The following is a 26,368-nucleotide window of genomic DNA, read 5'->3' on the forward strand; positions in this document are numbered from 1 at the left end:
CGGGGCCCCGCCCGCCGGAAAAGGCGGACGGAGCCCTCGAACTCCGCGAACCGGCTGCTCAGCGCGTTGCGCGGTTGACGGCCGAGACGACCGCCTTCAGCGAGGCGCGGGTGGTGTTCGCGTCGATTCCGATGCCCCACAGGACCTTGTCGCCGATGGCGCACTCGATGTAGGAGGCGGCCTGCGCGGAGGCGCCCTCGCTCATCGTGTGCTCCTGGTAGTCCAGCAGGCGTACGTCGATGCCGATGCCCTGCAGCGCGTGGAAGAACGCCGAGATCGGACCGTTGCCGGTGCCGACCAGGGTGGTCTCCACGCCGTCGACCGAGGCCTCGACGGTGAGGGTGTCCACGCCGTCGCGGTCCGTCGTGGTCTGGCCGTTCGCGACCTGGATGCGGCCCCAGGGGTTCTCCGGGTTGGGCAGGTACTCGTCCTGGAAGATCGCCCAGATGTCCTTCGGGGTGACCTCGCCGCCCTCGGCGTCCGTCTTCGCCTGGATGATCTTCGAGAACTCGATCTGCATCCGGCGCGGCAGCTCCAGCTTGTGGTCGTTCTTCAGGACGTAGGCGATGCCGCCCTTGCCGGACTGCGAGTTGACGCGGATGACGGCCTCGTAGGAGCGGCCGACGTCCTTGGGGTCGATGGGCAGGTAGGGCACGGCCCACTCGATGTCGTCGACGGTGACGCCCTTGGCCTTCGCGTCGGCCTCCATGGCGTCGAAGCCCTTCTTGATGGCGTCCTGGTGGGAGCCGGAGAAGGACGTGTAGACCAGGTCGCCCACGTACGGGTGGCGCGGGTGGACCTCCATCTGGTTGCAGTACTCCCACGTGCGGCGGATCTCGTCGATGTCGGAGAAGTCGATCTGCGGGTCGACGCCCTGGGAGAACAGGTTCATGCCCAGGGTGACCAGGTCGACGTTGCCGGTGCGCTCGCCCTGCCCGAACAGGCAGCCCTCGACGCGGTCGGCGCCGGCCATCAGGGCCAGCTCGGCCGCCGCCACCGCCGTGCCGCGGTCGTTGTGCGGGTGGACCGACAGGCAGACGTACTCGCGGCGGGAGAGGTTGCGGCCCATCCACTCGAAGCGGTCGGCGTGCGTGGACGGGGTGGAGCGCTCGACGGTGGCGGGCAGGTTGAGGATGATCTCGCGGCCCGGACCCGGCTGGTGGACGTCCATGACCGCCTCGCAGACCTCGAGGGCGAAGTCCAGCTCGGTGTCGGTGAAGATCTCGGGGCTGTACTGGTAGCCGAACTCCGTCTCCGGGCCGAGCAGCTTCTCGGCGTACTCCATCACCAGGCGGGTGCCGTCGACGGCGATCTGCTTGATGTCGTCCCTGGAGCCGCGGAAGACGACCCGGCGGAAGACCGGGGCGGTGGCGTTGTACAGGTGGACGGTGGCGCGCTTGGCGCCCTTCAGGGACTCGACCGTCCGCTCGATCAGGTCCTCGCGGGCCTGGGTCAGGACGGAGATCGTCACGTCGTCCGGGATGGCGCCGGGCTCTTCGATGATCGAGCGGACGAAGTCGTAGTCGGTCTGGCCGGAGGCCGGGAAGCCGACCTCGATCTCCTTGTAGCCCATCTTGACCAGCAGGTCGAACATCGCGCGCTTGCGGGCGGGCGACATGGGGTCGATCAGGGCCTGGTTGCCGTCGCGCAGGTCGGTGGAGAGCCAGCGGGGGGCGGTGGTGATCCGGTTGCCCGGCCAGGTGCGGTCGGGGATGTCGACCTGCTCGTAGCGGCCGTACTTGTGGATCGGCATGGGGCTGGGCTGCTGGCGGTTCGCCATGGTGCGTGGGCTCCTCGATGGTCCGCGGGATGTCCTTGTGACGGGACGGCCGACGGCGCAGCGCCAAACTCCGCGGGGAGGGGGTCGGCCTCTACTGCAGACCCTCACCGCGGCAGCTAAGGAGAAGCAGCCCGAAACGCATGATGCTCCGCAGCTTAACCGAGGCGTGCTGGGTGCGGGGGTCCGTATCAGTATGCGGGACCACGGGGAGGAACGGGACAAAAAGTGCCGTATACCACTCCACGGGGGCCCGAGGGGCGGAGTGACGGCGGATTTCACCGATCACGGTTGCGAGGCGTGACAGTTCCGTGACGCAGTGCGATGGTTCCGGGCATGACCGCGAACAGGGGCTTCGAGCCCGTCTTCTGCACCATCGTCCCGCCGCACGTCCTGGACCGGCTCGCCCAGGCCGAGGACCCCGTGGTCCACGGACCCGCGCGCCGCACCCTCCGGCGCGACGCCTACGAGCGCACGCAGCGCCGGCTGACCACGGTGGTCGGCGCACCGGCCGTCGCCGCGCCCGCCGAGGCCGAGCCCGGCAAGCCGCGGCGCACCGTGTACGACGCCCGGCACCGCACCGCCCTGCCGGGGACGAAGGTGCGCGGCGAGGGCGACGCGCCCGGCCGGGACGCCACCGTCAACCGCGCCTACGCCGGGCTCGGCGCCACGTTCGAGCTGTTCCTGAAGGCGTACTCCCGCGACTCGATCGACGGCCACGGGCTGCCGATGGACGCGACCGTGCACTACGACGAGGACTACAACAACGCCTTCTGGAACGGCGAGCAGATGGTGTTCGGCGACGGGGACGGGGAGATCTTCCTCGACTTCACCATCCCCGTCGACGTCATCGGCCACGAACTCGCCCACGGCGTCACGCAGTACACCGCGAATCTGGACTACTTCGGCCAGTCCGGCGCGCTCAACGAGTCGGTGTCGGACGTCTTCGGCGCGCTCATCAAGCAGTACACGCTCGGCCAGACCGCCGAGGAGGCCGACTGGCTGATCGGGGCCGGACTGCTCGCCCCGCGCGTCACGGGCAAGGCGCTGCGCTCCATGAAGGAGCCGGGCACGGCGTACGACGACGACGTCCTCGGCAAGGACCCGCAGCCCGCGACGATGGACGACTACGTCCGCACCGGCCGCGACAACGGCGGTGTGCACATCAACTCCGGCATCCCGAACCACGCCTTCTACCTGGCGGCCACCACTCTGGGCGGGCACGCCTGGGAGCGCGCCGGGCAGGTCTGGTACGACGTGCTGACGGGCGGCGAGCTCGGGCAGGACGCGCAGTTCACGGACTTCGCGACCCTGACGGTGGAGGCGGCGCGCGCCCGGTTCGGCGAGGGCGAGGAACTCCGGGCGGTGACGAAGGCCTGGGAGCGGGTGGGAGTGCGCACGCTGTAGACCGGCCCTGCTCCAAGGGTTCGAAAATTTCGAACGCCGGACCGGCGAAACCTTGCGACCCTCCACCGGACGGCACTCACCGCACCGGTCTCACCCCAGTGCAGCAACGGTCCACGGCATCGAATAGTTTCGCAGGAATTACGAAACTATTGACAACCCCCTTGCCGCGAAACACTGTTGTGTCGCTCCCCGGTCCTGCGTCACGGGTGCAGGACCGGGCCTCTGTCGCCTCGCCGGTGAACGGCGAGGCGTTGCTCGGCATGTCCCCCTGTCACCGACGGTGCCCTTCACGAGGAGGAACAGCCCCATGAGCGAAACCCCCCGGAATTCCGGCAGACCGGTCAGCAGAAGGTTCGTCCTCGGCGGTGCGGGGGCGCTGGTGGCAGCGGCGGGGTCCGGACTGCTGCTGCCCGGCACGGCACGTGCCGACCAGGTCCTCACCAGCAACTCGACCGGCACGTACAACGGGTACTACTACTCCTTCTGGACCGACGCCCCGGGCACCGTCACCATGACGCTGGGGGCCGCCGGGCAGTACAGCAGCCGGTGGAACAACACCAACAACTGGGTCGGCGGCCTCGGCTGGAGCAACGGCAGCCGCCGGACCGTCACCTACTCCGGCACGTTCGACCCGGGCAGCAACGGCTACCTGGCGCTGTACGGGTGGACCTCCAACCCGTTGGTGGAGTACTACATCGTCGAGAACCACGGCCCGTACAACCCCGGGTCGGCCGGCCAGCGGCGCGGCACGGTCAACGCCGACGGCGGCACGTACACGATCTACGAGTCCACGCGGACCAACGCGCCGTCGGTGGAGGGCACCAGGACCTTCCAGCAGTACTGGAGCGTCCGGAACAGCAAGCGGTCCAGCGGCACCATCGACACCGGCACCCACTTCGACGCCTGGGAAGCGGCCGGGATGCCGCTGGGGGCCTTCAACTACTACATGATCATGGCCACCGAGGGCTACCAGAGCAGCGGCAGCTCCAACATCACCCTCGGCGGCGGGGGCACCCCCGGTGAGGGCGGACCCACGACACCGCCGCCGGGCGCCTGCAGCGCCACGTACCGCACCACCAACGCGTGGAACAACGGCTTCAACGGTGAGGTGACCATCACGGCGGGCAGCGGCGGCGTCACCAACTGGAGCGTGCCGGTGACGCTGGCCTCCCACCAGACGCTCGTCTCGATCTGGAACGGCACCGCCACCAGGAACGGCAACGTGGTGACGGTGACCCCGGCCGGCCACAACCGCACCCTGAGCGCGGGTCAGTCCACGTCGTTCGGCTTCACCGTCAACGGACCCTCCAGCCCGGCGCCGTCGGTCGGCAGCTGCGGCGCGGGCTGATCCGACGCCCCGCCCCACGCCTCGGCGCGGTGCCCCTCGGCACCGCGCCGTCCCCGCCCGGCGGACGCACCGGGGAGCGGCGGGGGTGCGCGGGCCGTGGTTCCGTACTAGACACGGACCATGCGCATTCAGGTGAGACGCACCGGCGGATTCGCGGGCATCGAACGGCAGGCCGAGGTGGACACCTCGGGACGCGCCGACGCATCCGAGTGGCACGCCCTGGCCGAGCGGGCCGTGGCCGCGGGCCGGGGCACGCCGCCGGTCGGGGTGCCGGACGGCTTCAGCTACCGGATCACGGTGGACGGGAGGACCGTGTACTGCGCGGATCCCCGGCTGACGGACGAGCAGCGCAAGCTGATCAGCCGCGTCCTGAAGGAAGGAGCCTGACGATCCCCGGGAGCCCCTGACGATCCCCGGGGCCTCTGAACGGCCCTCGGTTGCCGGGGCGTTGACTTCCTTCGCCGCGGGTGCGGATGATCCGGGCCATGGCGACGACGAACCCGGTCCCCCGCTTCCCGGCCGGCTTCCAGTGGGGCGTGTCCACCTCGGCCCACCAGATCGAGGGCGCGGTCCGGCTGCGCGAGCCGTCCGTGTGGGACGCGTTCACGGACCGGCCGGGACGGGTGAAGGACGGCTCGACGGCGGCGGTGGCCTGCGACCACTACCACCGCTACCGCGAGGACGTGGCCCTGCTGGCGGGGCTGGGCGTGGACGCGTACCGCTTCTCGGTCTCCTGGCCGCGGGTGCTGCGCACGGGCGGCCTGGACTTCTACGACCGGCTGGTGGACGAGCTGTGCGCGGCGGGCGTCCGTCCGGTGCCGACGCTGTTCCACTGGGACCTGCCGCTGGCCCTGCACGAGGCGGGCGGCTGGCTGGAGCGGGACACGGCGGCCCGGTTCGCCGAGTACGTGTCGCTCGTCGCCGGCCGTCTGGGCGACCGGGTCCGGCAGTGGATCACCCTCAACGAGCCCGCCGAGCACACCCTGCTGGGCCACGCCCTGGGCACGCACGCGCCGGGTGAGCGGCTGATGTTCGACGCGCTGCCGGTGGCCCACCATCAGCTCCTGGCGCACGGCCTGGCGGTACGGGCCCTGCGCGCGGCCGGGGCCGCGGAGGTCGGCATCACCAACTCCCACGGGCCGACCTGGCCGGCGTCACCGGAGCCGGCGGACGTGGAGGCGGCGGACTTCTACGACGTCCTGCTGAACCGCCTGTTCGCGGACCCGGTGCTGCTGGGCGCCTACCCGGAGGGCATCGGCGAGATGATGCCGGGTGAGGTGGGGTCCGACCTGGAGGTCATCGCGGAACCGCTCGACTTCTACGGCGTCAACTACTACGCCCCGACGAGGGTGGGAGCCCCGCAGGGCGAGGAGATCGACTTCGGCGGGGTGCGGATGCCGGCCGAACTCCCCTTCTCGGTGCGGGAGGTCGAGGGCCACCCGGTGACGGACTTCGGCTGGCCGGTGGTACCGCAGGCGCTGACGGAACTCCTCACGGGCCTGGGCGCCCGCTACGGCGACCGCCTCCCGCCGGTGGTCATCACCGAGAACGGCTGCTCCTACGAGGGCCTGGACGACCAGGACCGCATCGCCTACCTGGACGGCCACGTCCGCGCCCTGCACCGGGCGCTGGAGGCGGGCGTGGACGTCCGCGGCTACTTCGTCTGGTCCCTCATGGACAACTTCGAGTGGGCGGAGGGCCACGCCCGCCGCTTCGGCCTGGTCCACGTGGACTTCGGGACGCTGGAGCGGACCCCGAAGGCGTCGTACGGCTGGTTCAGGGAGCTGCTGCGCGAGCAGCGCCGGTGATCAGAAGCCCAGCCGGCGCAGCTGCTTCGGGTCGCGCTGCCAGTCCTTGGCGACCTTCACGTGCAGGTCGAGGAAGACAGGGGTTCCGAGCAGCGCCTCGATCTGCCTGCGGGACTTGATGCCGACCTCCTTCAGGCGCTTGCCCTTGGGGCCGATGACGATGCCCTTCTGGCTGGGGCGCTCGATGAACAGGTTGGCGTGGATGTCGAGGAGGGGCTTGTCGGCCGGGCGGTCCTCGCGCGGGAGCATCTCCTCGACGACCACGGCGATGGAGTGCGGGAGCTCGTCGCGGACGCCCTCCAGGGCCGCCTCGCGGATCAGTTCCGCGACCATGACCTGCTCGGGCTCGTCGGTGAGGTCGCCCTCGGGGTAGAGGGCCGGGCCCTCCGGCAGCAGCGGGATCAGCAGGTCCGCCAGCAGGTCCACCTGCTTGTTCGCGGTCGCCGACACCGGGATGATCTCCGCCCAGGTGATCCCCAGCTCCTTGCCCAGCTGGTCCACGGCGATCAGCTGCTCGGCCAGCGCCTTGGAGTCCACCAGGTCGGTCTTGGTGACGATCGCGACCTTCGGGGTCTTCTTGATCCCGGCCAGCTCCTTGGCGATGAAGCGGTCGCCGGGGCCGATCTTCTGGTCCGCGGGGAGGCAGAAGCCGATCGCGTCGACCTCCGCCCAGGTGGTGCGGACCACGTCGTTCAGCCGTTCGCCGAGCAGGGTGCGCGGCTTGTGCAGCCCGGGGGTGTCCACCAGGATCAGCTGCGCGTCCGGGCGGTGCACGATCCCGCGCACGGTGTGCCGGGTGGTCTGCGGCCGGTTGGAGGTGATCGCCACCTTCTGCCCGACCAGAGCGTTCGTGAGGGTGGACTTGCCCGCGTTGGGGCGGCCCACGAAGCAGGCGAAGCCGGCCCGGTGGACAGCGTCGGCCGGCTGCTCGGATGACTGGGTACGAACACTCATGGCGTCCATTCTCCCTGATCCCCGGAGCCCCGCCGTACCACCGCCCGGAACGACGGGCCCCGGCCGGGCCCGTCGTTCCGGGCGGTGCCGGTCGCCGGTGTCAGTCGAAGACGAACGGGCCCGGTGACTGCGGTCCGGTCGCCGTGCAGGTGATGGTGATGAAACCGAACGCGGTCACCTTCAGCGAGCCGCCGTACGCCTCCAGGCTGTCGCCGGAGGCCACGGTCCCGGTGAGCGGGCCGACCTCGAGCGGGTCGCCGGCCGCCATGGCCGGGTTCTCGGTGCCGCTGAAGACGACGGTGCCGCCGTCGGCCTTCACCAGGGTGAGCTTCGCGGCCAGTGAGTCCTCGCCGATCGCGACGGGCGCGGTGACCGCGGAGGTGTTGACGGTGAGGGTGGCGGACGTGCCGCTCTGGGTGGCCGTGAGGGTGGCGGCGCCACCGCCCCAGCTTCCGCAGTCGGCGTTGACGGTCGCCGTCCCGGGGGCGACGGCGGCGGCGGTGGGGGCGAGGGCGAGCCCGCAGACCGCGAGAGCACCTGCCACCAGGGACGCGCCTGTTCCGATGCGCTTGCCTCTCATAGGATTCCGGCTCCCTTTCCGTGTGGGGGGAATTCCGTGGGGGAACTGCTCGGCAGAGGGGGTCCGGACCCGCCGCACCGCGCCGGACTGACGTCCCGTCAGCCCGGCGTCTCCATTGATGCGCGGGAGGCAGCGTGCCACAAGGTGGGAATCCGGCCTATTTACCGCCGGTAACAGCAGGGGGCGGTCCCCGCGTCAGCCCGCGGTGACCGTCTCCCGGACCGTCCCGTCCGGGCCGGCCACCAGCACCGGGGCCCCGGGGCCGCCGAGGTCACGTACGGCCGCGCGGTCCTCGGCCGACGCCGACCCGGCCTCCGTCACCACGGCCGCCGCCTCCAGCGACTTCGCGCCGGACGCCACGGCCATCGCGACCGCCGTCTGCAGGGCGCTCAGCTTCAGGGAGTCCAGGTCGACGGTCCCGGCGACGTACGTACGGCCGGTCTCGTCGCGTACGGCGGCGCCCTCGGGGACGCCGTTGCGGGCCCGGGCGGAACGGGCCAGGGTGACGATCTTGCGGTCCTCGGGGGCGAGGTCGGGGGTCTCGGTCATGGAGTGAGCATAAGGAAGGACGGCGGAGATCATCAGGCGGCGGGGGCGGCCACCGCTCACGACCCCGTACGGCGAGCGGGCGACGGATCGGCGAGGGACCGGAGGAAGGAGTCCCAGGCGGCAGGGGTGACAGCGACGGTGTCGCCGCGTCGGCGCTTCGAGTCACGGACGCGGATCTCGACCCCGGTGCAGGTGACCTCGACGCAGTCGTCAGTGGCCTTGGACGCACTGCTCCTGCGCCATGCCCATGACTTGATCACCCTCGACCTCCACCCCGGTTGTGGACCGCCCGGACCGGGGCGCCCCCCGTAGAGCCGCCGTGGGCCACACGGCAGGGCTCTCATGGTACGTGCAGAATCCATGCACACGGGCATGACAATTCGCGCCAACTTACCGGCGGGCACGGCAGGTCGGCGACGGCGTCCGACCAGTCAGTCGGAGTCCTGCTGCAGCAGCCCCTCCAGTTCATCCCCTCCCTCCGCGATGCGTTCCGCGAGACGTCGCAGCACCACATCGACCCCTTCCTTCAGCGCCAGGTCCTCCAGCTCCCAGAACCGCTCCAGATACTGCCTGGTCTCCTCGGCGGAGGTCGAGGCGGTGGTCACCCCCCGGGAGTCCTCGAGGAAGAGGGCGTCCTCCATCCCCTCCGCCTGGAACTCGAACAACGTGAACGGCCCCTCGATGCCGGGGTGAGAGCCGATGCTGAACGGCAGGATCTGGATCGTGACGTGCGGACGCTCGGACAGCTCGGCCAGGTGCTCCAGCTGCGCCCGCATCACGCCCCGCCCCCCGGTCACGCGGCGCAGCACGGATTCGTCCAGCACGAAGGAGAACTCGTGCCCCTCCTCCTCCAGCACCTCCTGACGGGCCAGACGCGATTCGACGATGCGGTCGGTGCGCTCCTCGGGCATGTTCTTGCCGAACGCGCGCATCACGGCCCGCATGTACTCCTCGGTCTGGAGCAGGCCCGGAAGGACCAGCGATCCGAACTGACGGTGAACGGACGCCGCCGCCTCCAGGGCGAGGCGCTGCATGAAGTCCTTGCTGTACAGGTCCCGGTACTCGGTGAACGGCATGCGCCGGCTGCCCCGGGCCATGTCCAGCAGCTCTTCGAGTTTGCGCCGGTCCGTGATCCCGTAGGCGGCGGCGAGCGGACGCAGGTCGTTGACCGAGATGCCGACCTCCCCCGCCTCGATCCGGATGAGCTTGGAGGGGCTCCACTCCATCCGGTCGGCGACCTCACGCTGTGTCAGGCCGGCGGCCACGCGAGCCTTGCGGAGTTCGGTGCGCAGCCGCAGGCGCAGCAACGCCGCACTCGTCACAGTCATGATTGCTCCACCCCCCACCGGATCCAGCACTGTGCAAGGTAGCAGATGTGCATATTACTCATCGAGACCTTTCGGAGGGATGGATCAGGCCGGGGAACCGCACGTCGACCCAGGGAGAGGACTATCACAGCGCACGCGCGTCCGCATTTCGACTTCCCGCAATCTGCGACATCGCACATCGGATGGACCCCTTCAGACCCTTCGCATAGCGGACTTCCAACAGGCACTGTCCAATGCGCACCCCTCAGGGTTACGCTGTCCAGCGTACGCCCGACGAACAGCCCGCTTCACCAAGGGGGTTGATCAGCCATCAGAACGCCCAGCGGACACAGTGAGTGCACGTCAAGGCCACCGGCCCCACCCCTGACACCGCCCGTTCGCGGCTCGCCGAGACACGGCGACGAACGGAGCCGAGAGGAGCCGATCGCCGATGCCGGACCGACAGGAACAGGAAGGAGAGCGCCGCCCCGAGCGAGTCAAGCGCACGTGGGGAGAGCGGGTGGCCCTGGCCCTCCCGCTGATCAACCTCCTCGTCGCGATCCACAAGATCGTCGACGAGTGGGTTCTGCCTTTCGTGTGACAGCAGTCAGCCCCGACCTGAAAGGCCGGGGCCGAGAGCGGCGGACGCCGTAGGAAGACGCTTCCGCTCCGAGTTTCCCTGGCAGGCGGCCCGGAGCGGTGGCGTCGTAGCGCACCGTAAGCCCATTCTGCCGCCGCGCCACGGCATTGGCGAGGGGCAGTCAGGCCAATTCGGCGTGCGCCGGAGCGCGCACGCGTGCGTCACGCCCGGTCGAGCCGCAGCCGTTCGGCGCGCGGCAGGCCGGCCACGACCAGGTCGTAGGAGTCCTCGACCAGTTCCCGGACCAGGCGGTCCGGGAGGTCGCCGTCCGCCGTCACCGTGTTCCAGTGGCGCTTGTTCATGTGCCAGCCGGGGACGATCAGGTCCGGGTGGTCGGCGCGGAGCCGGATCGCGTCCTCGGGGTCGCACTTGAGGTTGACCTTCAGGGGCCGCGCGTCCAGGTTCGTCAGCGCGAAGAGCTTGCCCCGCACCTTGAAGACCGAAATCTCCGGGCCGAAGGGGAAGTCCTCCACCGCCGCGTCGAAGGAGAGGCAGAGGGCGCGCAGTTCCTCGGGGGTCACTCCGGCTCCGCCTCCTCCTCGGCGGGCGGGTCCTCCGGGGCCACCGGCTCCACCAGCACGGTGACGATCTTGTTCCGGCGTCCGGCCGCGGCCTCCGCGGTCAGGCGCAGGGCACGGGCGTCGGGAAGTTCGACCACGGACGACGCGCCGGCGATCGGCACCCGGCCGAGCTGCTTGGCGAGCAGTCCGCCGACGGTCTCCACGTCCTCGTCGTCGAACGCCTCCAGGCCGTACAGCTCGCCGAGGTCGCCGATGTCGAGGCGGGCGGTGACCCGGTAGCGGTCCTCGCCCAGCTTCTCCACCGGCGGCAGTTCGCGGTCGTACTCGTCGGTGATCTCGCCGACGATCTCCTCGAGGATGTCCTCGATGGTGACGATGCCGGCGGTGCCGCCGTACTCGTCGACGGCGACGGCGACGTGGTTGCGCTGCTTCTGCATCTCGCGCAGCAGGTCGCCCGCGTTCTTGGTGTCGGGCACGAAGAACGCGGGCCGCATCGCCGTGGACACCAGCTCGCTCTCGGCGTCCCGGCTGATGTGCGTCTTGCGGGCCAGGTCCTTGAGGTAGACGATCCCGACGATGTCGTCCTCGCTCTCGCCGGTCACCGGTATCCGGGAGAAACCGGAGCGCAGGGCGAGGGTGAGTGCCTGGCGGATGGTCTTGTACCGCTCGATCACCACCAGGTCGGTGCGCGGGACCATGACCTCGCGGACGAGGGTGTCGCCCAGCTCGAAGACCGAGTGCACCATGCGGCGCTCCTCGTCCTCGATCAGCGACTCCGCCTCCGCGAGGTCGACCAGCGCGCGCAGTTCCGCCTCGGAGGCGAAGGGGCCGTGCCGGAAGCCCTTGCCGGGGGTGAGCGCGTTGCCGATGAGGATGAGCAGCGACGGGATCGGGCCCATGATCCTCGCCAGCGGCACCAGGACGTACGCGGCGGCCGTGGCCGTGTTCAGCGGGTGCTGACGGCCGATGGTGCGCGGCGAGACGCCGACGGCGACGTACGAGACGAGGACCATGACCGCGATGGCGATCAGCAGCGCCTCGGCGGTCCCGTCGAACTCGCGCAGGCAGCCGTGGACGACCAGCGCGGCGGCGGCCATCTCGCAGGCGACGCGGACCAGCAGCGCCACGTTGAGGTAGCGGGTCGGGTCGGCGGAGATCTGCGCGAGCCGGGCGCCGCCCCGGCGGCCGGAGCGCACGGCCTCCTCGGCGCGGAAGCTGGACACGCGGGCGATGCCCGCCTCCGCGCAGGCGGCGAGCCAGGCGACGACGACCAGGGCGATCGCGCCGAGGACGAGCCCGGGGCTCATGAGACGGTCGGGGCCGGGGACGGGCCGGTCAGGCCCCTCTCCGCGCGCCAGCCGTCCACGATGGCGGCCTGAAGGCCGAACATCTCGGCCTTCTCGTCCGGTTCCTCGTGGTCGTAGCCCAGCAGGTGCAGCACACCGTGAACGGTGAGCAGCTGGAGCTCCTCGTCCATGGTGTGCTGCGTCGGGGCCTCCCTGCCCTGCTTGGCGGCGACCTCGGGGCAGAGCACGATGTCGCCGAGCAGCCCCTGCGGCGGTTCGTCGTCGTCCTTGGACGGCGGTCGCAGCTCGTCCATCGGGAACGACATGACGTCCGTCGGCCCGGGCAGGTCCATCCACTGGATGTGCAGCTGCTCCATGGCGCCGGCGTCCACGACGATCACCGAGAGCTCGGAGAGCGGGTGGATGCGCATGCGCGCGAGCGCGTAGCGGGCGATGTCGAGGATCGCCTGCTCGTCGACCTCGGTGCCGGACTCGTTGTTGACGTCGATCGACATCTGGTGCTCGGTCTACTTCCCCTTGTGCCCGGCCTTGCCCCGGCCGCCCTTGTGGGTGCCGTTCTGGGTGCCGTGCTCGCTGTCGTACTGCTCGTACGCGTCGACGATACGGCCCACCAGCTTGTGCCGGACGACATCGTGGGACGACAGCCGGGAGAAGTGGACGTCCTCGACTCCCTCGAGGATGTCCTGCACCTGCCGCAGGCCGCTCTTCGTGCCCTCGGGGAGGTCGACCTGGGTCACGTCACCGGTGATGACGATCTTCGAGTCGAAGCCGAGGCGGGTGAGGAACATCTTCATCTGCTCGGGGCTGGTGTTCTGTGCCTCGTCCAGGATGATGAAGGCGTCGTTCAGCGTGCGTCCGCGCATGTACGCGAGCGGGGCGACCTCGATCGTGCCCGCCGCCATCAGGCGGGGGATGGAGTCGGGGTCGAGCATGTCGTGCAGCGCGTCGTAGAGCGGGCGCAGGTACGGGTCGATCTTCTCGTAGAGCGTGCCGGGCAGGAAGCCCAGCCGCTCGCCGGCCTCGACCGCGGGGCGGGTCAGGATGATGCGGTTGACCTGCTTGGACTGCAGGGCCTGCACCGCCTTGGCCATGGCGAGGTACGTCTTGCCGGTGCCCGCCGGGCCGATGCCGAAGACGATGGTGTGCTTGTCGATCGCGTCCACGTAGCGCTTCTGGTTGAGCGTCTTGGGGCGGATCGTGCGACCGCGCGAGGACAGGATGTTCTGCGTGAGCACCTGGGCCGGGGTCTCCTGGCCGTCGCTCTCCCCGTTCTCGCTCGCCTTGAGCATGGCGATCGAGCGTTCCACTGCGTCCTCCGTCATCGGCTGCCCGGTGCGGAGCACCAGCATCATCTCGTCGAACACGCGCGAAATGAGGGCGACTTCCGTGGCGTCGCCGACCGCGCTGATCTCATTGCCCCGGACATGGATGTCGGCCCCCGGGAAGGCCTTCTCGATCACGCGCAGGAGGGAGTCGCCGGAACCCAGCACGGTCACCATGGGGTGCTGGGCGGGGACGGTGAGCTGCACTCTCGCCTGCCCCTGCGCGGGGGTGTGAGCTGTGGGTGTCTGAGTCATGGGCCGGCGCTTAAGGCCTGCGGTTCCTCCTCGTCACGGCCGCGCAGCTGAGGGCGGCCTCGCGATTCCCAGGGTACGACGCATGGGTGACAAGCCCGTAGGACTTTTCACGGTGACGCCCCGGCCGACCCCGCCGGGGCCCGGGCGACCCCCGGCGGGGGCACGGGGGCGGAGCCCTCGTTCAGGCCGACCGGCGGAAGCCGATCGTCGGGACCGCCCGCCGCAGCGGCCAGGGCCGCACCAGCCCCTCCGGCACCAGGTCCGCCAGGAACCCGTACCGCCGCAGCGCCGCCGGGTCCTGCTCCTCGACCGACTGCACCCTGCGCCACCACGCCGCCACCTCGGTCCACCCCGGGGCCGACAGCGAGCCGCCGAACTCCTGGACGGAGAGCGCGGCGGTGAGGCCGGCGAAGGCGAGGCGGTCGGCCAGCGGCCAGCCGGCCAGGCTCCCGGTGACGAACCCGGCGACGAACACGTCCCCGGCGCCGGTCGGGTCGAGCGCCTCGACGTCGATGGCCGGCACCTCGGCGCTCTCCCCGGTGCGCCGGTCCACCGCGTACGCGCCCTCCGCGCCGAGGGTGACGACCGCCACCGGAACGTACTCGGTGAGGGCGTGCGCGGCGGCGCGGGGGCAGTCGGTGCCGGTGTAGCGCATGGCCTCCTCGGCGTTCGGCAGGAACGCCTCGCAGTGGCGCAGGTCGGGCAGCGCGGCCAGGTCCCACGCGCCGGTGTCGTCCCAGCCGACGTCGCCGAAGACACGGGTGCCCTGGCGCGCGGCCTGGGTGATCCAGGGGGCGCTGCGGCCCGGAGTGAGGGAGGCGACGGCGGCACGCGCGCGCGGGGGGCAGTCGGGCGCGGGCTCCTCGGGGGGCGGTTCGTGGCCGTGGGAGACCATCGTCCGCTCGCCGTCGTAGGCCATGGAGACGGTGACCGGCGAGTGCCAGCCGGGCACGGTGCGCGACGGGGAGAGGTCGATGCCCTCGCCCTTTTCCAGGGCGTCCCAGCAGTACTCGCCGTAGTGGTCGTCGCCGAAGGCCGCCGCGAGGGAGGTGCGCAGGCCGAGGCGGGCCAGGGCGGTGGCCATGTTGGCGACGCCGCCGGGGCTCGACCCCATCCCGCGCGCCCAGGACTCGGTCCCGCGCACCGGGGCGGAGTCGAGCCCGGTGAAGACGATGTCGAGGAAGACGGTCCCGGTGAGGTAGACGTCCCAGGGAGGGTCGTGCGGTGTGCGCAGCACGGCCAGGGGGTCGACCTGGGCCGGGTGGTGCGATCCCTCGGTGAACGCCTTCCCGCCGGACCCGGCGGAGACGGTGGACGCGGTGGACGCGGTGGACGCGGTGGACGCGGTGGACGCCATCACGATGCGCTCCCTGACGTGGTGCGGATCAGGCCAGTGTGCCCTACGCCACCGACAATGTGACCCTTGTCACGTCAGGGCCGCGTCCCGCCCCGCGCCGGCCGCCCTCCCGCCGGGAGGTCACCAGCGCGGCACGGCCGGGGTGACCCACCCCGGGTCGGTGACGCGCATGGCCGCCGCGTCGTCGCGGTCCCGGAGGGAACCGTCGTCGTCGAGCCACCGCCGGTGCAGGGCCGCGAGCCGGTCGCGGTCGAGGGTGACGCCGAGGCCGGGGGCGTCGGGGACCCGCACGGTGCCGCCCTCGAAGGCGAGGCGCTCGGTGAGGACGTCCTCCGACTGCCAGGGGTAGTGGGAGTCGCAGGCGTGGTGGAGGTCGGGGACGGTGGCCGCCACGTGGGTCATCGCGGCGAGGCTGATCCCGAGGTGGGTGTTGGAGTGCATGGAGACGCCCACGCCGAAGGTGCGGCAGACGGCGGCGAGGTGCTGGGTGTTGCGCAGCCCGCCCCAGTAGTGGTGGTCGGAGAGGACGACCTGGACGGCGTTCCGGGTGAAGGCCTCCTTGATCTCGGCGAACGTCGTCACGCACATGTTGGTGGCGAGCGGCACGGAGGTCCGGGCGGCGACCTCGGCCATGGCGGGGGTGCCGAGGGCGGGGTCCTCCAGGTACTCGAGGACGTCCCCGAGCTCCCCGGCCACCTCCAGTGACGTCTCCACGGACCAGGCGCCGTTGGGGTCGAGGCGCAGGGGGTGCCCGGGGAACGCGGCGGCGAGGGCGCGGACGGCCGCGATCTCCTCGTCCGGCGGGAAGACGCCGCCCTTGAGCTTGAAGGAGGTGAAGCCGTACCGCTCCTGGAAGGTCCGGGCCTGCGCGACGATGCCCGCCGGGTCGAGGGCGGCGCCCCAGTCGTCCCGCTCCGCCGCCACGCCGTCGGGGTGGGCGGCGTACTTGTAGAAGAGGTAGGCGCTGTACTCGACGGCGTCGCGCACCTTGCCGCCGAGCAGGGCGTGCACGGGCAGGCCGAGGGACTTGCCGAGGGCGTCCAGGCAGGCGACCTCGAGGGCGGAGAGCACGGACAGGCGCAGCTTGTCGGCCGTCTGCACGCCGCGCAGCCCGCCGACGTCGACCTGGCCAAGGACGCGGGAGGCGTCGACGGCGACCCGGTCCGCGTCGGTGAACAGGCGGTTCAGGTCGCCGACCGGGCGGCCGACCAGGGTGTCCGCGAGGGGGCGGGCCAGTTCCAGGTACTTGGTGTCGCCGTAGGTCTCGCCCAGTCCGGTGGTGCCGTCGGCGGTCACCACCTCGACGATCAGGCGGGGGGTGTAGGGCTGGTGGACGCCCTGGGTGTTGAGCAGGGGCGGGTCGGCGACGAGGACCGGCGTCAGCCGGACCTCCGTCACGGTCAGGTCGCGGGACGTCGGTGCGGTCACAGGGCGGCTCCCACGAGGTCGAGTCCGGCGGCGAGCACGGCTCTCAGGTCGGCCAGGTCGGCGGCCGAGGGGTCGGTGAGCGGGGCGCGCACGGGACCGACGGGGTGTCCGCGCAGCCGGGCCGCCGCCTTCACCAGCGACACCGCGTACCCGGGGACGCGGTCGCGCAGTTCGACGAACGGGACGTAGAAGCCGCGCAGCAGCTTGTCGACGGTGCCCGCGTCGCCGTCGCGCAGGGCGGCGAAGAAGGCGTTCGCGATCTCGGGCGCGAAGGCGTGGACGGCGGAGGAGTAGGCGGGGACGCCGACGGTGGCGTAGGCGCGGGCCTGGATCTCGGCGGTGGCGGCGCCGTTGAAGAAGAGGAAGTCGTCGGGCGCGGCGAGGGTGAGGCGCTGCAGGCGGTCGAGGTCGCCGTGGCCGTCCTTGAGGCCGATGACGTTCGGCAGGGCGGCCACGCGCCGGAGGGAGTCGGCGGTGTAGGCGACCTGGCCGCGCTGGTAGGTGATCAGCGGGAGCCGGGTGCGGGCGGCGATGCGCTCCAGCTGGGCGACGAGACCGTCCTGCGGGGCGGCGACGAGGTAGTGCGGCAGGACGAGCAGGGCGTCGGCGCCGGCGTCCTCCGCGATGCGCGCGAACCGGGCGGCCTGTGCCCAGCCGTAGCCGGTGCCGGCGACGACGGGCACCCGGCCCGCGCTCCCCTCGACGGCGACGGTGACGACCTGCCGGTACTCGTCCTCGTCCAGCGAGAAGAACTCGCCGGTGCCGCAGGCGGGGAAGACGGCGCCCGGGGCGGCGGCGAGCCGGCCGGCGACGTGGGCGCGGCAGCCGTCCGGGTCGAGGGAGCCGTCGTCGTGGAAGGCGGTGAGGGGGAAGGACAGCACCCCGTTCGCCATCCCGTCCTCCAGGCGCCGTGCCACGGCGGCCGTACCGCTCGGGTCCGTATCGGGACTCACCCTTGCTCATCTCCCCATGTAGACGACATCCATGTATGAGGATGGAGGTTAGATACGCGAACGGGAGCCGTCAATGGCCCGGCCTCCGCCTCCCCGCGCCGGACTACGATCGGCGCATGCCGGAGACAGGAGGCCCGACAGGCGGCGTACGCGAGGTGAAGTCGGCGGCGCGGACGGTGGAGCTGCTGGAACTGCTCGCCGCGCGCGGTGACCGCCCGGCCCGCCTCCAGGAGCTGGCGGACGAGCTCGGCGTGCCGCGCAGCTCGATGTACGCGCTGCTGCAGACCCTGATCTCGCGCGGCTGGGTCCGCACCGACGTCACCGGCTCGCTGTACGGCATCGGCATCCACGCCCTGCTCACCGGCACCGGCTACCTCGACTCCGATCCGCGGGTGCGGGCCGTGCGCCCGTACCTCGACGAGGCGTCCGAGGCGCTGGGCGAGACGATCCACATGGGGCGGCTGGACGGCCACGACGTGGCGTACCTGGCGACGCGCGAGTCGCACGAGTACCTGCGGACCCTCAGCCGCGTGGGACGGCGGCTGCCGGCGCACGCGGGCGCGCTCGGCAAGGCGCTGCTGGCCGAGCGCCCGGACGGGGAGCTGCCCGAGGGCCCGTACGAGGCGCTGACCCCGAACACCCACACCTCACGGGAGTCGCTGGCGGCCGATCTGGCCCGGGTGCGGGCGCGCGGCTACTCGGTGGACCGGGAGGAGGGGGTGACCGGGATCGTCGGCTTCGGCTTCGCCCTGCGGTACGACACCCCCGCGCAGGACGCCATCAGCTGCTCGGTGCCGGTGGGCCGGCTGACGCCGGAGCACGAGGAGCGGATCGTCGCCGTGATGCGGGAGATCCGGACGAAGGCGGAGACGACGGTTCCCGCAGGTGGCGGGGCGGTTCACTGGCGGTAGCGCATGCGGCTACCCAGCCTTCGAAGGACGCAAACACAAGAGTGATCCAGATCACACCTGGCGCCCTCCCGCATTTCTCCCCCCGCTTGATACAAATTGCCCGCGCGTTCCTGTCCGTCGACGGTCGTCGCTCCCCCTCTTCTCGCACCGTCCCTTCCGCACGCCCCGGGAACGCCCGTGTTCGCCCCTCGCACCACTCCCTGGCCCCTCGTCGCCCTTTTCACGGCCGGGTACCTCGCCCCGTACCTGCTGCCGACCACCGTCGGCCGGCTGGAACGCGGCCTCGGTCTCTCGGCGACCCAGGCGGGAGCCGTCGGCAGCGCGCTGCTGCTGAGCTCGGCGACCGCCGGGTTCCTGCTGGCCTCCCGGGTGGAACGGGCGGGGGCGCGGCCCCTGGCCCGGCTCGGGCTCGTGCTGGCCGTCCTCGGCTACGGCACCGCCGCGCTCACCACCGCCGTGCCGGCCGTCGTCGCCGGTGCGGTGGTCGGCGGCCTCGGCTCGGGTACGGCCACGACCGTCGCCGCCACCCGGATCGCCGCGTTGGGGGCGCCCCCCGCTCGAGCGGAGCCGAGAGCTTGGGGGAGTGATCCGCACCGCGCCTCCACGCTCGGCCTGCTCAGCGTCTCCGCACTGGCGGGCGTGGTGTACCTGACGGTCCCGCGCCTTCCGGGGCACGGCCTCACCCTGGCCGCCGTCGCCCTCACGGCGCTGGCCGTGTGGCCGCTGACCTCCCGCCTGCCCGCCGGCACCCCCGGACCGCGGCGCGCGGACACCGGTACGGACGCCGGCACCGGCACGGCCCGTCTCCCGCACCGGCGTTCGGGGCTCGTCCTGGCCGGCGCCATGGTGTTCTGGTCGCTCGCCCAGAACGCGCTGTGGGGTGTGAGCGGCCGGATCGGCGTCACGCAGGCGCACCTCACCGAGCCGACCGTCGGCGTCGTCTTCGCCGTGGCGCTGGGCGCCGGGCTGCTGGGCGTGGTGGCGGCGGGCGCACTGGGGTCGCGGCTGGGACGGGCGCTGCCCATCGGCGGCGGCACCGTCCTCATCGCCGGCTGCATCGCGCTCAGCGCCTCCGCGACCGGGCTGGGGAGCTTCGCGGCCGGGGAGATCGCCTGGAACACGGTCTACCCGGTGGTGCTGTCGTACCTGATCGGGCTCGCGGCCTCGCTGGACCCGCGCGGGCGCTGGGCCGTGCTGGTCGGGTCGGCGTCCTCGCTGGGCACCGCCGCCGGGCCGCTGACCGGCAGTGTGCTCTCCGCGCAGGCCGGGTTCCCCGTCATGGGCGCGGTGCTGGGCGCCGGGCTGCTGCTGGTCGCGCTGCCGATGACGGCCGTCGCCCTGCACACCGGCGGACGTCCGCTGCTGCCGGGCGCGGTCCGGCGCCGCGGCGGCCACCCGGCCGCCGTGGTCGCCGCCGCCCCGGGCACGCCGACGGGCACGGTGCCCGAGGTCGGCGCCCCGGAGCAGCCGGTCGTGGAGATCCCGGTGGACGGCACCCCCGTCCCCGCCCGGCGCGCCTACGACACGGCGGCGGCGACCCGGGCACCGGGAACGCGCTGAGCCCGCGCGGCCGACGGCCCGCAGCCGGTACGGCGCGCCGGCGGACGACGGCCCGCTGCCCGGCACCGGAGGCGCGCCGGACGGCGGACCCGGGTGAGGCGGCCGGTTGCCGCCCCGGCCGGGGACCGACGGCCCTCCGGGGTCCGGGGGCTAGCCGAAGTCGTACGCCTCCACCTCGGCCAGGTACCGCGCCCGCCGCTCCTCGTCGTCGTCCAGGAAGGAGGCGAGGAAGGAGTTGCGGGCCAGTTCGCGCAGGCGTTCCGGGCCGAGGCCCAGCGTCTCGCGCACCGCGTCGAAGTTGTCGCCGGCGTAGCCGCCGAAGTAGGCCGGGTCGTCGGAGTTGACCGTGCACAGCAGGCCGGCGTCGAGCATCGCGGGCAGCGGGTGGTCGGCGAGGGTGTCCACCGTGCGCAGCCGGACGTTCGACAGGGGGCACAGGGTCAGCGGGACGCGCTCGCGCACCAGCCGCTCCACCAGCGCCGGGTCCTCCACGCAGCGCAGCCCGTGGTCGACCCGCTCGACGCCGAGGACGTCCAGGGCCTCGGTGACGTACTCCGGCGGCCCCTCCTCCCCGGCGTGCGCCACGCGCCGCAGGCCCAGCGCGGCGGCCGCCTCGTACACCTCGCGGAACTTCGCCGGCGGGTGCCCGACCTCGGCGGAGTCGAGGCCGACGCCGGTGATGCGGTCCAGGTGGGGCTTGGCGGCGTCCAGGGCGGCCATCGCCGACTCGGCGGACTCGTCGCGCAGGAAGCACATGATCAGCCGGGTGGAGACGCCGTGCTTCTCCTCGCTCCTGCCCAGCGCCCGCCACAGTCCCTCGACCACCGTCCCCATGCCGACGCCGCGCGCCAGGTGCGCCTGCGGGTCGAAGAAGACCTCCGCGTGCCGCACGCCCTGCGCGGCGGCGCGGGCGAGGTAGGCGTCGGCGAGGTCCTCGAAGTCCCGCTCGGTGCGCAGCACCGTCATCAGCTCGTAGTACAGGTTCAGGAAGGACTGCAGGTCCTGGAACCGGTAGGCCTCGCGGAGCGCGTCGGTGTCGGCGTAGGGAAGCTCCACGCCGTTGCGCGCTGCGAGGGCGAAGGCGAGCTCGGGCTCGAGGGTACCTTCGATATGAAGGTGCAGTTCGGCTTTCGGTATGGGCATCGAAATATCGTACGGCCGTTTCACCGACGCTTCGGAAGCGGCACCCTCAGCAGGTCGTGCGCCACGGTCAGGTCCCCGTCGTACCCGGCGGCGCGTGCCTGCCGCTCGAACTCCCCGGGGTCGGAGTAGCGCTGGCTGAAGTGGGTGAGGACGAGGTGCCGCACGCCCGCGTCGCGCGCCACCCGGGCCGCCTGGCCCGCCGTCAGGTGGCCGTACTCGACGGCGATCTCCTCGTCCTCGTCGAGGAAGGTCGACTCGATGACCAGCATGTCGCAGCCCTCGGCGAGCGCGTACACGCCCTCGCAGAGCCGGGTGTCCATGACGAACCCGAACCGCTGCCCGCGCCGCACCTCGCTGACGTCCTCCAGCGCGACGCCGCCGAGCGCGCCCTCGCGCTGGATGCGGCCGACGTCCGGGCCCTTGATGCCGTGCGCGGCGAGCCGGTCGGGCAGCATGCGCCGGCCGTCGGGTTCGGCCAACCGGTAGCCGAACGACTCGACGGGGTGCGACAGCCTGCGCGCCTCCAGCGTGCAGCCCCCCGCCGTCCGGGCGAGCGGGCCGTCCGCGTCGACCGGGGCCTCGGTGAGGGCGACGGTCTCGCGGTAGGCGGTGGCGTACCGCAGCCGGTCGAAGAAGCGCTGCCCGGAGCGCGGGTAGTGGGCGGTGACCTCGTGCGGGACCTTGTCGAGGTTGATGCGCTGGATCACCCCGGCGAGGCCGAGCGAGTGGTCGCCGTGGAAGTGGGTGACGCAGATGCGGTTCAGGTCGTGCGCGGCGACCCCGGCGCGCAGCATCTGGCGCTGTGTGCCCTCGCCGGGGTCGAACAGGATGCCCTCGCCGTCCCAGCGCAGCAGGTAGCCGTTGTGGTTGCGGTGCCGGGTGGGGACCTGGCTGGCGGTGCCGAGCACCACCAGTTCACGGACGGACAAGGCGGCTTACCCCGGGGGCCACTCGAGGCCGCGGCCGCCCAGGACGTGGGCGTGCGCGTGCCAGACGGTCTGGCCGGCACCGCTGCCGGTGTTGAAGACGATGCGGTAGCTCTCCAGCTTCTCCTCGTCCGCGACGGCCTGCGTCTCGCGCAGCACGTCCGCGGCGAGCCCGGGCGCGGCGGCGGCGAGGGCCGCCGCGTCCTCGTGGTGCGCCTTCGGGATCACCAGGACGTGGGTGGGCGCCTGGGGGTTGATGTCGCGGAACGCGACGGTCGTCTCCGTCTCCCGGACGATCGTCGCCGGGATGGTCCCCGCGACGATCTTGCAGAACAGGCAGTCGTCCTGCGGTTCCCCTGCCATGCGTGTGCCTCCTCACGCAGGTGATCTCTTTACCCGGGCATCGTATCGGGACGGTCAGTCCAGCGCGGGCGGTGTCTTCGCCGGCGTCTCCTCCAGCGCGGCCAGCGCCAGCCGGACCGCCTCGTCCAGCTGCACGTCCCTCCCCGCCGCGTGGTCCTGCGGCCGCTGCACCACCTCCACGTCGGGGTCGACGCCGTGGTTCTCCACGCCCCAGCCGTGCCCCTCCAGCCAGAAGGCGTACTTCGGCTGGGTGACGAGCGTGCCGTCGACCAGGCGGTAGCGGCTGTCGATGCCGATCACGCCGCCCCAGGTGCGGGTGCCGACCACCGGCCCGATGCCGAGCGCCCGGATCGCCGCGTTGACGATGTCGCCGTCGGAGCCGGAGAACTCGTTGGCGACGGCGACGACGGGACCGCGGGGCGCGTCCCGGGGGTAGCTCTCCGCCCGCATGCCGCGCGGCTGGTCCCAGCCGACGATCCGCCGGGCCAGCTTCTCCACGACGAGCTGGGAGGTGTGTCCGCCGCGGTTCTCCCGCACGTCCACGATCAGGCCCTCGCGGAGCACCTCGACGCGCAGGTCGCGGTGGATCTGCGCCCAGCCGGGGGCCTGCATGTCGGGGACGTGGATGTAGCCGAGGCGGCCGCCGGACATCTCGTGGACGTGGGCGCGCCGGTCGGTGACCCAGGCGTGGTAGCGCAGCGGCTCCTCGTCGGCGACGGGGACGACGACCGCGTGGCGCGGGTCGCCGCCGCCGGCCGGGGAGACGGTCAGCTCGACCGGCTTGCCGGCCGTGCCGACCAGCAGCGGTGCCGGTCCGGTCACCGGGTCGACCGGCTGCCCGGCGACGGCGACGATCGCGTCGCCGGGGCGGATCGCGACGCCGGGTGCGGCGAGCGGGGAGCGGGCGTCGGGGTCGGAGGTCTCGGAGGGCAGGATGCGGTCGACGCGCCAGGTGCCGTCCTCGTGGCGGGAGACGTCCGCGCCGAGCAGACCCTGCCGGGCACCGCCGCCGTATCCGCCGCGCGGAACGACGTAGGCGTGCGAGGTGCCGAGTTCGCCGTGCACCTCCCAGAGCAGGTCGACGAGGTCGTCGTGGGTGGCGAGGCGGTCGAGGACGGGGCGGTAGCGGTCGAGGACGCCGTCCCAGTCGACGCCGTTCAGGTCCGCCCGCCAGAAGTTGTCCCGCATGATGCGGCCGGTCTCGTCGAACATCTGCCGCCACTCGGCGGCCGGGTCGACGAACTGGCGCACGCGGTCGAGGTCGACGGTGATGTTGGTGTCGCTGTCCTCGTCGTTCGACGCGCGCCGGTCGCTGGGGACGACCTTCAGCCGTCCGTCGGTCCACAGCAGCACCCGCTTGCCGTCGCCGCTGACCTCGAAGTGGTCGGCGTCCACGGCCAGGTGCTCGATGCGCTGCTGGGCCAGGTCGTAGCGCTCCAGGTCGGTCTTGGGGTCGGGGTCGTCGGGGGTGGCCCGGGAGGCGCCGAGCACCCCGCGCACCGGGTGCCGCAGCCACAGCACCCCGTCCTTGGCGGCGCGCAGGTTGGTGTAGCGGGCGGCCTCGACCGGGAACGGCACGATCCGGTCGGCGAGGCCCTCCAGGTCGATCCGGGTGGTGGGGGTGCCCTCGCTGTCGGGGGTCTCCTCCCGGTCCGGCGTCTCGAAGGGGCGGCCGTGCCGCTGCGGGCCGAACGGGGACGGGGTGGTCGCCGCGAGGGTGATCAGGTGCGGGCGGACGCCCTCGACGAAGGCGAGGTCGAAGACGTGCTCGTCGTAGACCGGGTCGAAGGAGCGGGACGACAGGAACGCGAGGTGCTTGCCGTCGAGGGTGAAGGCGGGCGCGTAGTCCTGGAAGCGCAGCGGGGTCGCCTCGGTGACCGACAGGTCGGTGGTGTGGGCGAGCCGGATCTGGCTGAGCGGGCGCGGGCCGGGGTGGGACCAGGCGAGCCAGCCGGAGTCGGGCGAGAAGGCCAGCCCGGAGACGTCACCGTCCTCGCTGCGGTCGACCTCCCGGACGTCGCCGGTCTCGCGCTCGACGAGCAGGACGCGGCCGTCGTGCGAGGCGACGGCGGCTCGGCTGCCGTCGGGGGCCATGGCGAGTTCCACGACCCGGCCCAGCCGCCCGGCGGCGATGCGGCGCGGGGTCGCGCCCGGGGCGAGGCCGGTGGCGGGGGCGAACTCCAGGGCGTCGTCGCCCTCGGCGTCCGTCACCCACACCACCCATTCCTCGCCGTCCGCGCGGAAGGTGCGGGGCCGCCGGGCCCGTACGCCCGGGGTAGCGGCGAGCGCGCGGGCGGGGCCGGAGCGGTGGGTGACCCAGTGGACGGTGCCGCGCACGCAGACGGCGCTGCCGCGGGCGGTGTGGTCGGGGGAGGCGGAGCCGAACCAGCGGGCGGCGTTCACCGGGAACGGCTGGAGGTCGACGCGCTGTCCGCCGAGCCGGACGTCGAGCCGGCGCGGCTCGGCCCCGTCGAGGTCGTCCAGCAGCCACAGTTCGCCGGCGCTGGAGTAGACGACCCGGGTGCCGTCGGTGGCGGCGTGCCGGGCGTAGAAACCCCCGAGGGGGGTGTGCCGGCGCAGGTCGGATCCGTCGGCGAGGGAGGAGTACAGGGCGCCGGTGCCCTCGTGGTCGGAGAGGAAGGCGATCCTCCCCCAAGTTCTCGGCTCCGCTCGAACAGGGGGGACCCCCATCCCCACCCACAGCGGGTACTCGATGTTGCCGTCGAGGCCCTCGTGCAGGCGGACGAACTCGCCCTCGTCCTCGGTGTCGATCCACAGCTTGCCCGCCGTGCCGCCCCGGTAGCGCTTCCACCAGGCGGCCTCGCGGCCCATCGGCGCGGACAGCAGCACGGTGCGCGGCCCGAGGACCACGTCGCCGACGGGGCCGTAGGGCAGGGTGGCGGCCGGGCCGCCGTCGAGGGGGACGGCGCGCGCCCAGGTGCGGCGCAGGCTGGGCTGGCCGTGGGTGCTGAGCGCCAGCACCCGTCCGTCCGGGGTCCAGCCGCGCACCTGGGTCTTCCCGCTCCCCCAGTGCGTGAGGCGCTTGGCGGGGCCGCCGGCGACCGGCGCGACGTGCACCTCGGGGGCGCCGTCGCGGGTGGAGGTCCAGGCGACGGTGGTGCCGTCGGGCGAGATGCGGGGGTGGTTCACCGGCACGTTGTCGGCGCTGACCCGCCAGGCCCGGCCGCCGTCGAGCGGCGCGAGCCACACGTCGTCCTCGGCGGTGAAGGCGACCAACTCGCCGTGCAGATGCGGGAACCGGAGATACGCGGCGGATGCGACCGATGCAGGCTGTGTCACCCGATCACCCTACGCAAGCCCCCGCGGCGGGGACAGGGGTTTGGATCACTTGCCCTCGACCGGGCGACACGAGGGGTAGTGGTCGCACCACACCGTCGTCGTGACGGTCACGGTGGCGGTGGGACCGGGTCCGCCCTTCGGGGGCTCGCCCACCGGTGGCGGGCTGGTGGCGTCGCAGTCGCCGAGACCGTCGACCCGGAACCACTGCTTGCCGTCCACCTTCGCCGTGAGGTCCCCGCGCACGCAGGCGCCGTTCACGGCGTGCGTGACCTTCCCGGTGACGGTGATCTCCTTGCCGTCCTCGGTCTCCCCCCGGCAGTCGACGGAGGCGACGGTGTCCTCGCCCCCGGAGGGCGACGGGCCCTCCTCGTCGCCGAAGGACGCGGTGCAGCTGAGCCACCGGACCCCGGCCTTCTGCCGGTTGAGCTCCTCGGTCACGGTCTCGTCGGTCGTGTACGCGACCGCCGCGGAGCTCAGTCCGCCCGGCTCGCACGCCACGACCCCGCCCACGGCCGCCACCGCGAAGCCGGCGACCACCACCGTCCGCCGCCATCGCGCCCCGCGCCGCACCCTGTTCGCCAACACCCCCATGGACGGCAGCCTGCCACCACCGCCACCGAGGCGGTAGGGCGCATACGGCCACTCCGCACTA

At 72.4% G+C, this 26,368-nt stretch carries 25 protein-coding genes; 7 read left to right on the forward strand and 18 right to left on the reverse strand.

Features of this window, described 5'->3' with window-relative positions; all coding sequences use genetic code 11:
* Positions 1 to 58: 58 nt before the first annotated feature.
* Positions 59 to 1,780, reverse strand: a complete 1,722-nt coding sequence (gene leuA, locus FHS37_RS03725; RefSeq protein WP_184817546.1) for a 2-isopropylmalate synthase — start codon at positions 1,778 to 1,780, stop codon at positions 59 to 61.
* Between the two features lie 333 nt (positions 1,781 to 2,113).
* On the opposite strand from leuA, the gene FHS37_RS03730 reads away from it, so the two are divergent.
* From FHS37_RS03730 to FHS37_RS03745, 4 genes are all read left to right on the forward strand, one after another.
* The gene (locus tag FHS37_RS03730; protein WP_184817547.1) at positions 2,114 to 3,184 is read left to right on the forward strand and encodes a M4 family metallopeptidase; all 1,071 of its coding nucleotides are present in this window, start codon (positions 2,114 to 2,116) and stop codon (positions 3,182 to 3,184) included.
* A 307-nt stretch (positions 3,185 to 3,491) separates the two neighbouring features.
* Positions 3,492 to 4,532, forward strand: coding sequence for a glycoside hydrolase family 11 protein (locus FHS37_RS03735; protein ID WP_184817548.1), 1,041 nt, complete (start codon positions 3,492 to 3,494; stop codon positions 4,530 to 4,532).
* 120 nt (positions 4,533 to 4,652) lie between these two features.
* Entirely contained in the window at positions 4,653 to 4,919 is a 267-nt protein-coding gene (locus FHS37_RS03740; RefSeq protein ID WP_184817549.1) for a protealysin inhibitor emfourin, read from the forward strand.
* Between the two features lie 86 nt (positions 4,920 to 5,005).
* Positions 5,006 to 6,340 carry a GH1 family beta-glucosidase gene (locus tag FHS37_RS03745; RefSeq protein ID WP_184817714.1) on the forward strand — a complete coding sequence of 445 codons (1,335 nt, stop codon included), beginning with the start codon at positions 5,006 to 5,008 and terminating at the stop codon, positions 6,338 to 6,340.
* On the opposite strand, the gene era is transcribed toward FHS37_RS03745, so the two are convergent.
* The 5 genes from era to FHS37_RS03770 all read right to left on the reverse strand — a co-directional run bounded on the left by era (position 6,341) and on the right by FHS37_RS03770 (position 9,751).
* Complete coding sequence (era, locus tag FHS37_RS03750) at positions 6,341 to 7,294, reverse strand: GTPase Era (protein WP_184817550.1); 954 nt, start codon at positions 7,292 to 7,294, stop codon at positions 6,341 to 6,343. It abuts the gene before it with no gap.
* Between the two features lie 100 nt (positions 7,295 to 7,394).
* On the reverse strand, positions 7,395 to 7,874 hold the full coding sequence (locus FHS37_RS03755) for a hypothetical protein (protein ID WP_184817551.1): 480 nt from the start codon (positions 7,872 to 7,874) through the stop codon (positions 7,395 to 7,397).
* A 195-nt stretch (positions 7,875 to 8,069) separates the two neighbouring features.
* Positions 8,070 to 8,423, reverse strand: a complete 354-nt coding sequence (locus tag FHS37_RS03760; protein ID WP_184817552.1) for a cytidine deaminase-like protein — start codon at positions 8,421 to 8,423, stop codon at positions 8,070 to 8,072.
* Between the two features lie 56 nt (positions 8,424 to 8,479).
* Complete coding sequence (locus FHS37_RS03765) at positions 8,480 to 8,797, reverse strand: DUF397 domain-containing protein (protein WP_311136960.1); 318 nt, start codon at positions 8,795 to 8,797, stop codon at positions 8,480 to 8,482.
* Between the two features lie 57 nt (positions 8,798 to 8,854).
* Positions 8,855 to 9,751: a helix-turn-helix domain-containing protein gene (locus FHS37_RS03770; RefSeq protein WP_184817554.1), complete on the reverse strand. Its 897-nt coding sequence runs from the start codon at positions 9,749 to 9,751 to the stop codon at positions 8,855 to 8,857.
* Positions 9,752 to 10,181: 430 nt separating this feature from the next.
* Here FHS37_RS03770 and FHS37_RS03775 point away from each other — a divergent pair, with 430 nt between their 5' ends.
* On the forward strand, positions 10,182 to 10,331 hold the full coding sequence (locus FHS37_RS03775; RefSeq protein ID WP_184817555.1) for a hypothetical protein: 150 nt from the start codon (positions 10,182 to 10,184) through the stop codon (positions 10,329 to 10,331).
* 200 nt (positions 10,332 to 10,531) lie between these two features.
* Here the strand turns inward: FHS37_RS03775 and FHS37_RS03780 are convergent, their stop codons facing one another.
* From FHS37_RS03780 to FHS37_RS03810, 7 genes are all read right to left on the reverse strand, one after another.
* Positions 10,532 to 10,891: an MmcQ/YjbR family DNA-binding protein gene (locus tag FHS37_RS03780; RefSeq protein WP_184817556.1), complete on the reverse strand. Its 360-nt coding sequence runs from the start codon at positions 10,889 to 10,891 to the stop codon at positions 10,532 to 10,534.
* Positions 10,888 to 12,198 carry a hemolysin family protein gene (locus tag FHS37_RS03785; protein WP_184817557.1) on the reverse strand — a complete coding sequence of 437 codons (1,311 nt, stop codon included), beginning with the start codon at positions 12,196 to 12,198 and terminating at the stop codon, positions 10,888 to 10,890. Before FHS37_RS03785 ends, FHS37_RS03780 begins: the two co-directional genes overlap by 4 nt.
* Positions 12,195 to 12,692 (reverse strand): rRNA maturation RNase YbeY, encoded by a 498-nt coding sequence (ybeY, locus tag FHS37_RS03790; protein WP_184817558.1) that lies wholly within the window; start codon positions 12,690 to 12,692, stop codon positions 12,195 to 12,197. The genes FHS37_RS03785 and ybeY overlap by 4 nt, the downstream gene beginning before the upstream one ends.
* A gap of 12 nt (positions 12,693 to 12,704) precedes the next feature.
* Complete coding sequence (locus tag FHS37_RS03795; protein ID WP_184817559.1) at positions 12,705 to 13,775, reverse strand: PhoH family protein; 1,071 nt, start codon at positions 13,773 to 13,775, stop codon at positions 12,705 to 12,707.
* A 181-nt stretch (positions 13,776 to 13,956) separates the two neighbouring features.
* Positions 13,957 to 15,132 (reverse strand): carbohydrate kinase family protein, encoded by a 1,176-nt coding sequence (locus tag FHS37_RS03800; protein WP_184817560.1) that lies wholly within the window; start codon positions 15,130 to 15,132, stop codon positions 13,957 to 13,959.
* A 120-nt stretch (positions 15,133 to 15,252) separates the two neighbouring features.
* Positions 15,253 to 16,560 carry a glucarate dehydratase family protein gene (locus tag FHS37_RS03805; RefSeq protein WP_184817561.1) on the reverse strand — a complete coding sequence of 436 codons (1,308 nt, stop codon included), beginning with the start codon at positions 16,558 to 16,560 and terminating at the stop codon, positions 15,253 to 15,255.
* Positions 16,557 to 17,453: a 5-dehydro-4-deoxyglucarate dehydratase gene (locus FHS37_RS03810; RefSeq protein ID WP_229889724.1), complete on the reverse strand. Its 897-nt coding sequence runs from the start codon at positions 17,451 to 17,453 to the stop codon at positions 16,557 to 16,559. The genes FHS37_RS03805 and FHS37_RS03810 overlap by 4 nt, the downstream gene beginning before the upstream one ends.
* Before the next feature lie 176 nt (positions 17,454 to 17,629).
* Between FHS37_RS03810 and FHS37_RS03815 the strand changes: the two genes are divergently transcribed.
* A complete protein-coding gene (locus FHS37_RS03815) occupies positions 17,630 to 18,424 on the forward strand; it encodes an IclR family transcriptional regulator (RefSeq protein ID WP_184817562.1) in 795 nt (264 codons plus the stop codon).
* 177 nt (positions 18,425 to 18,601) lie between these two features.
* Entirely contained in the window at positions 18,602 to 19,984 is a 1,383-nt protein-coding gene (locus FHS37_RS03820; RefSeq protein WP_184817563.1) for an MFS transporter, read from the forward strand.
* Between the two features lie 150 nt (positions 19,985 to 20,134).
* Here FHS37_RS03820 and FHS37_RS03825 read toward each other — a convergent pair whose 3' ends face one another.
* Genes FHS37_RS03825 through FHS37_RS03845 form a run of 5 tightly spaced genes read right to left on the reverse strand, consistent with a single transcriptional unit; the run spans position 20,135 to position 26,307 of the window.
* Positions 20,135 to 21,127 carry an adenosine deaminase gene (locus FHS37_RS03825; RefSeq protein WP_184817564.1) on the reverse strand — a complete coding sequence of 331 codons (993 nt, stop codon included), beginning with the start codon at positions 21,125 to 21,127 and terminating at the stop codon, positions 20,135 to 20,137.
* A gap of 20 nt (positions 21,128 to 21,147) precedes the next feature.
* Entirely contained in the window at positions 21,148 to 22,056 is a 909-nt protein-coding gene (locus tag FHS37_RS03830; protein WP_184817565.1) for a ribonuclease Z, read from the reverse strand.
* Positions 22,057 to 22,062: 6 nt separating this feature from the next.
* Positions 22,063 to 22,416: a histidine triad nucleotide-binding protein gene (locus FHS37_RS03835; protein WP_184817566.1), complete on the reverse strand. Its 354-nt coding sequence runs from the start codon at positions 22,414 to 22,416 to the stop codon at positions 22,063 to 22,065.
* 54 nt (positions 22,417 to 22,470) lie between these two features.
* A complete protein-coding gene (locus tag FHS37_RS03840; RefSeq protein WP_184817567.1) occupies positions 22,471 to 25,716 on the reverse strand; it encodes a S41 family peptidase in 3,246 nt (1,081 codons plus the stop codon).
* A gap of 45 nt (positions 25,717 to 25,761) precedes the next feature.
* Positions 25,762 to 26,307 carry a hypothetical protein gene (locus tag FHS37_RS03845; protein WP_184817568.1) on the reverse strand — a complete coding sequence of 182 codons (546 nt, stop codon included), beginning with the start codon at positions 26,305 to 26,307 and terminating at the stop codon, positions 25,762 to 25,764.
* Positions 26,308 to 26,368: the final 61 nt, after the last annotated feature.

Source organism: Streptomyces griseomycini, from assembly GCF_014203535.1.
Lineage (GTDB): Bacteria > Actinomycetota > Actinomycetes > Streptomycetales > Streptomycetaceae > Streptomyces > Streptomyces griseomycini.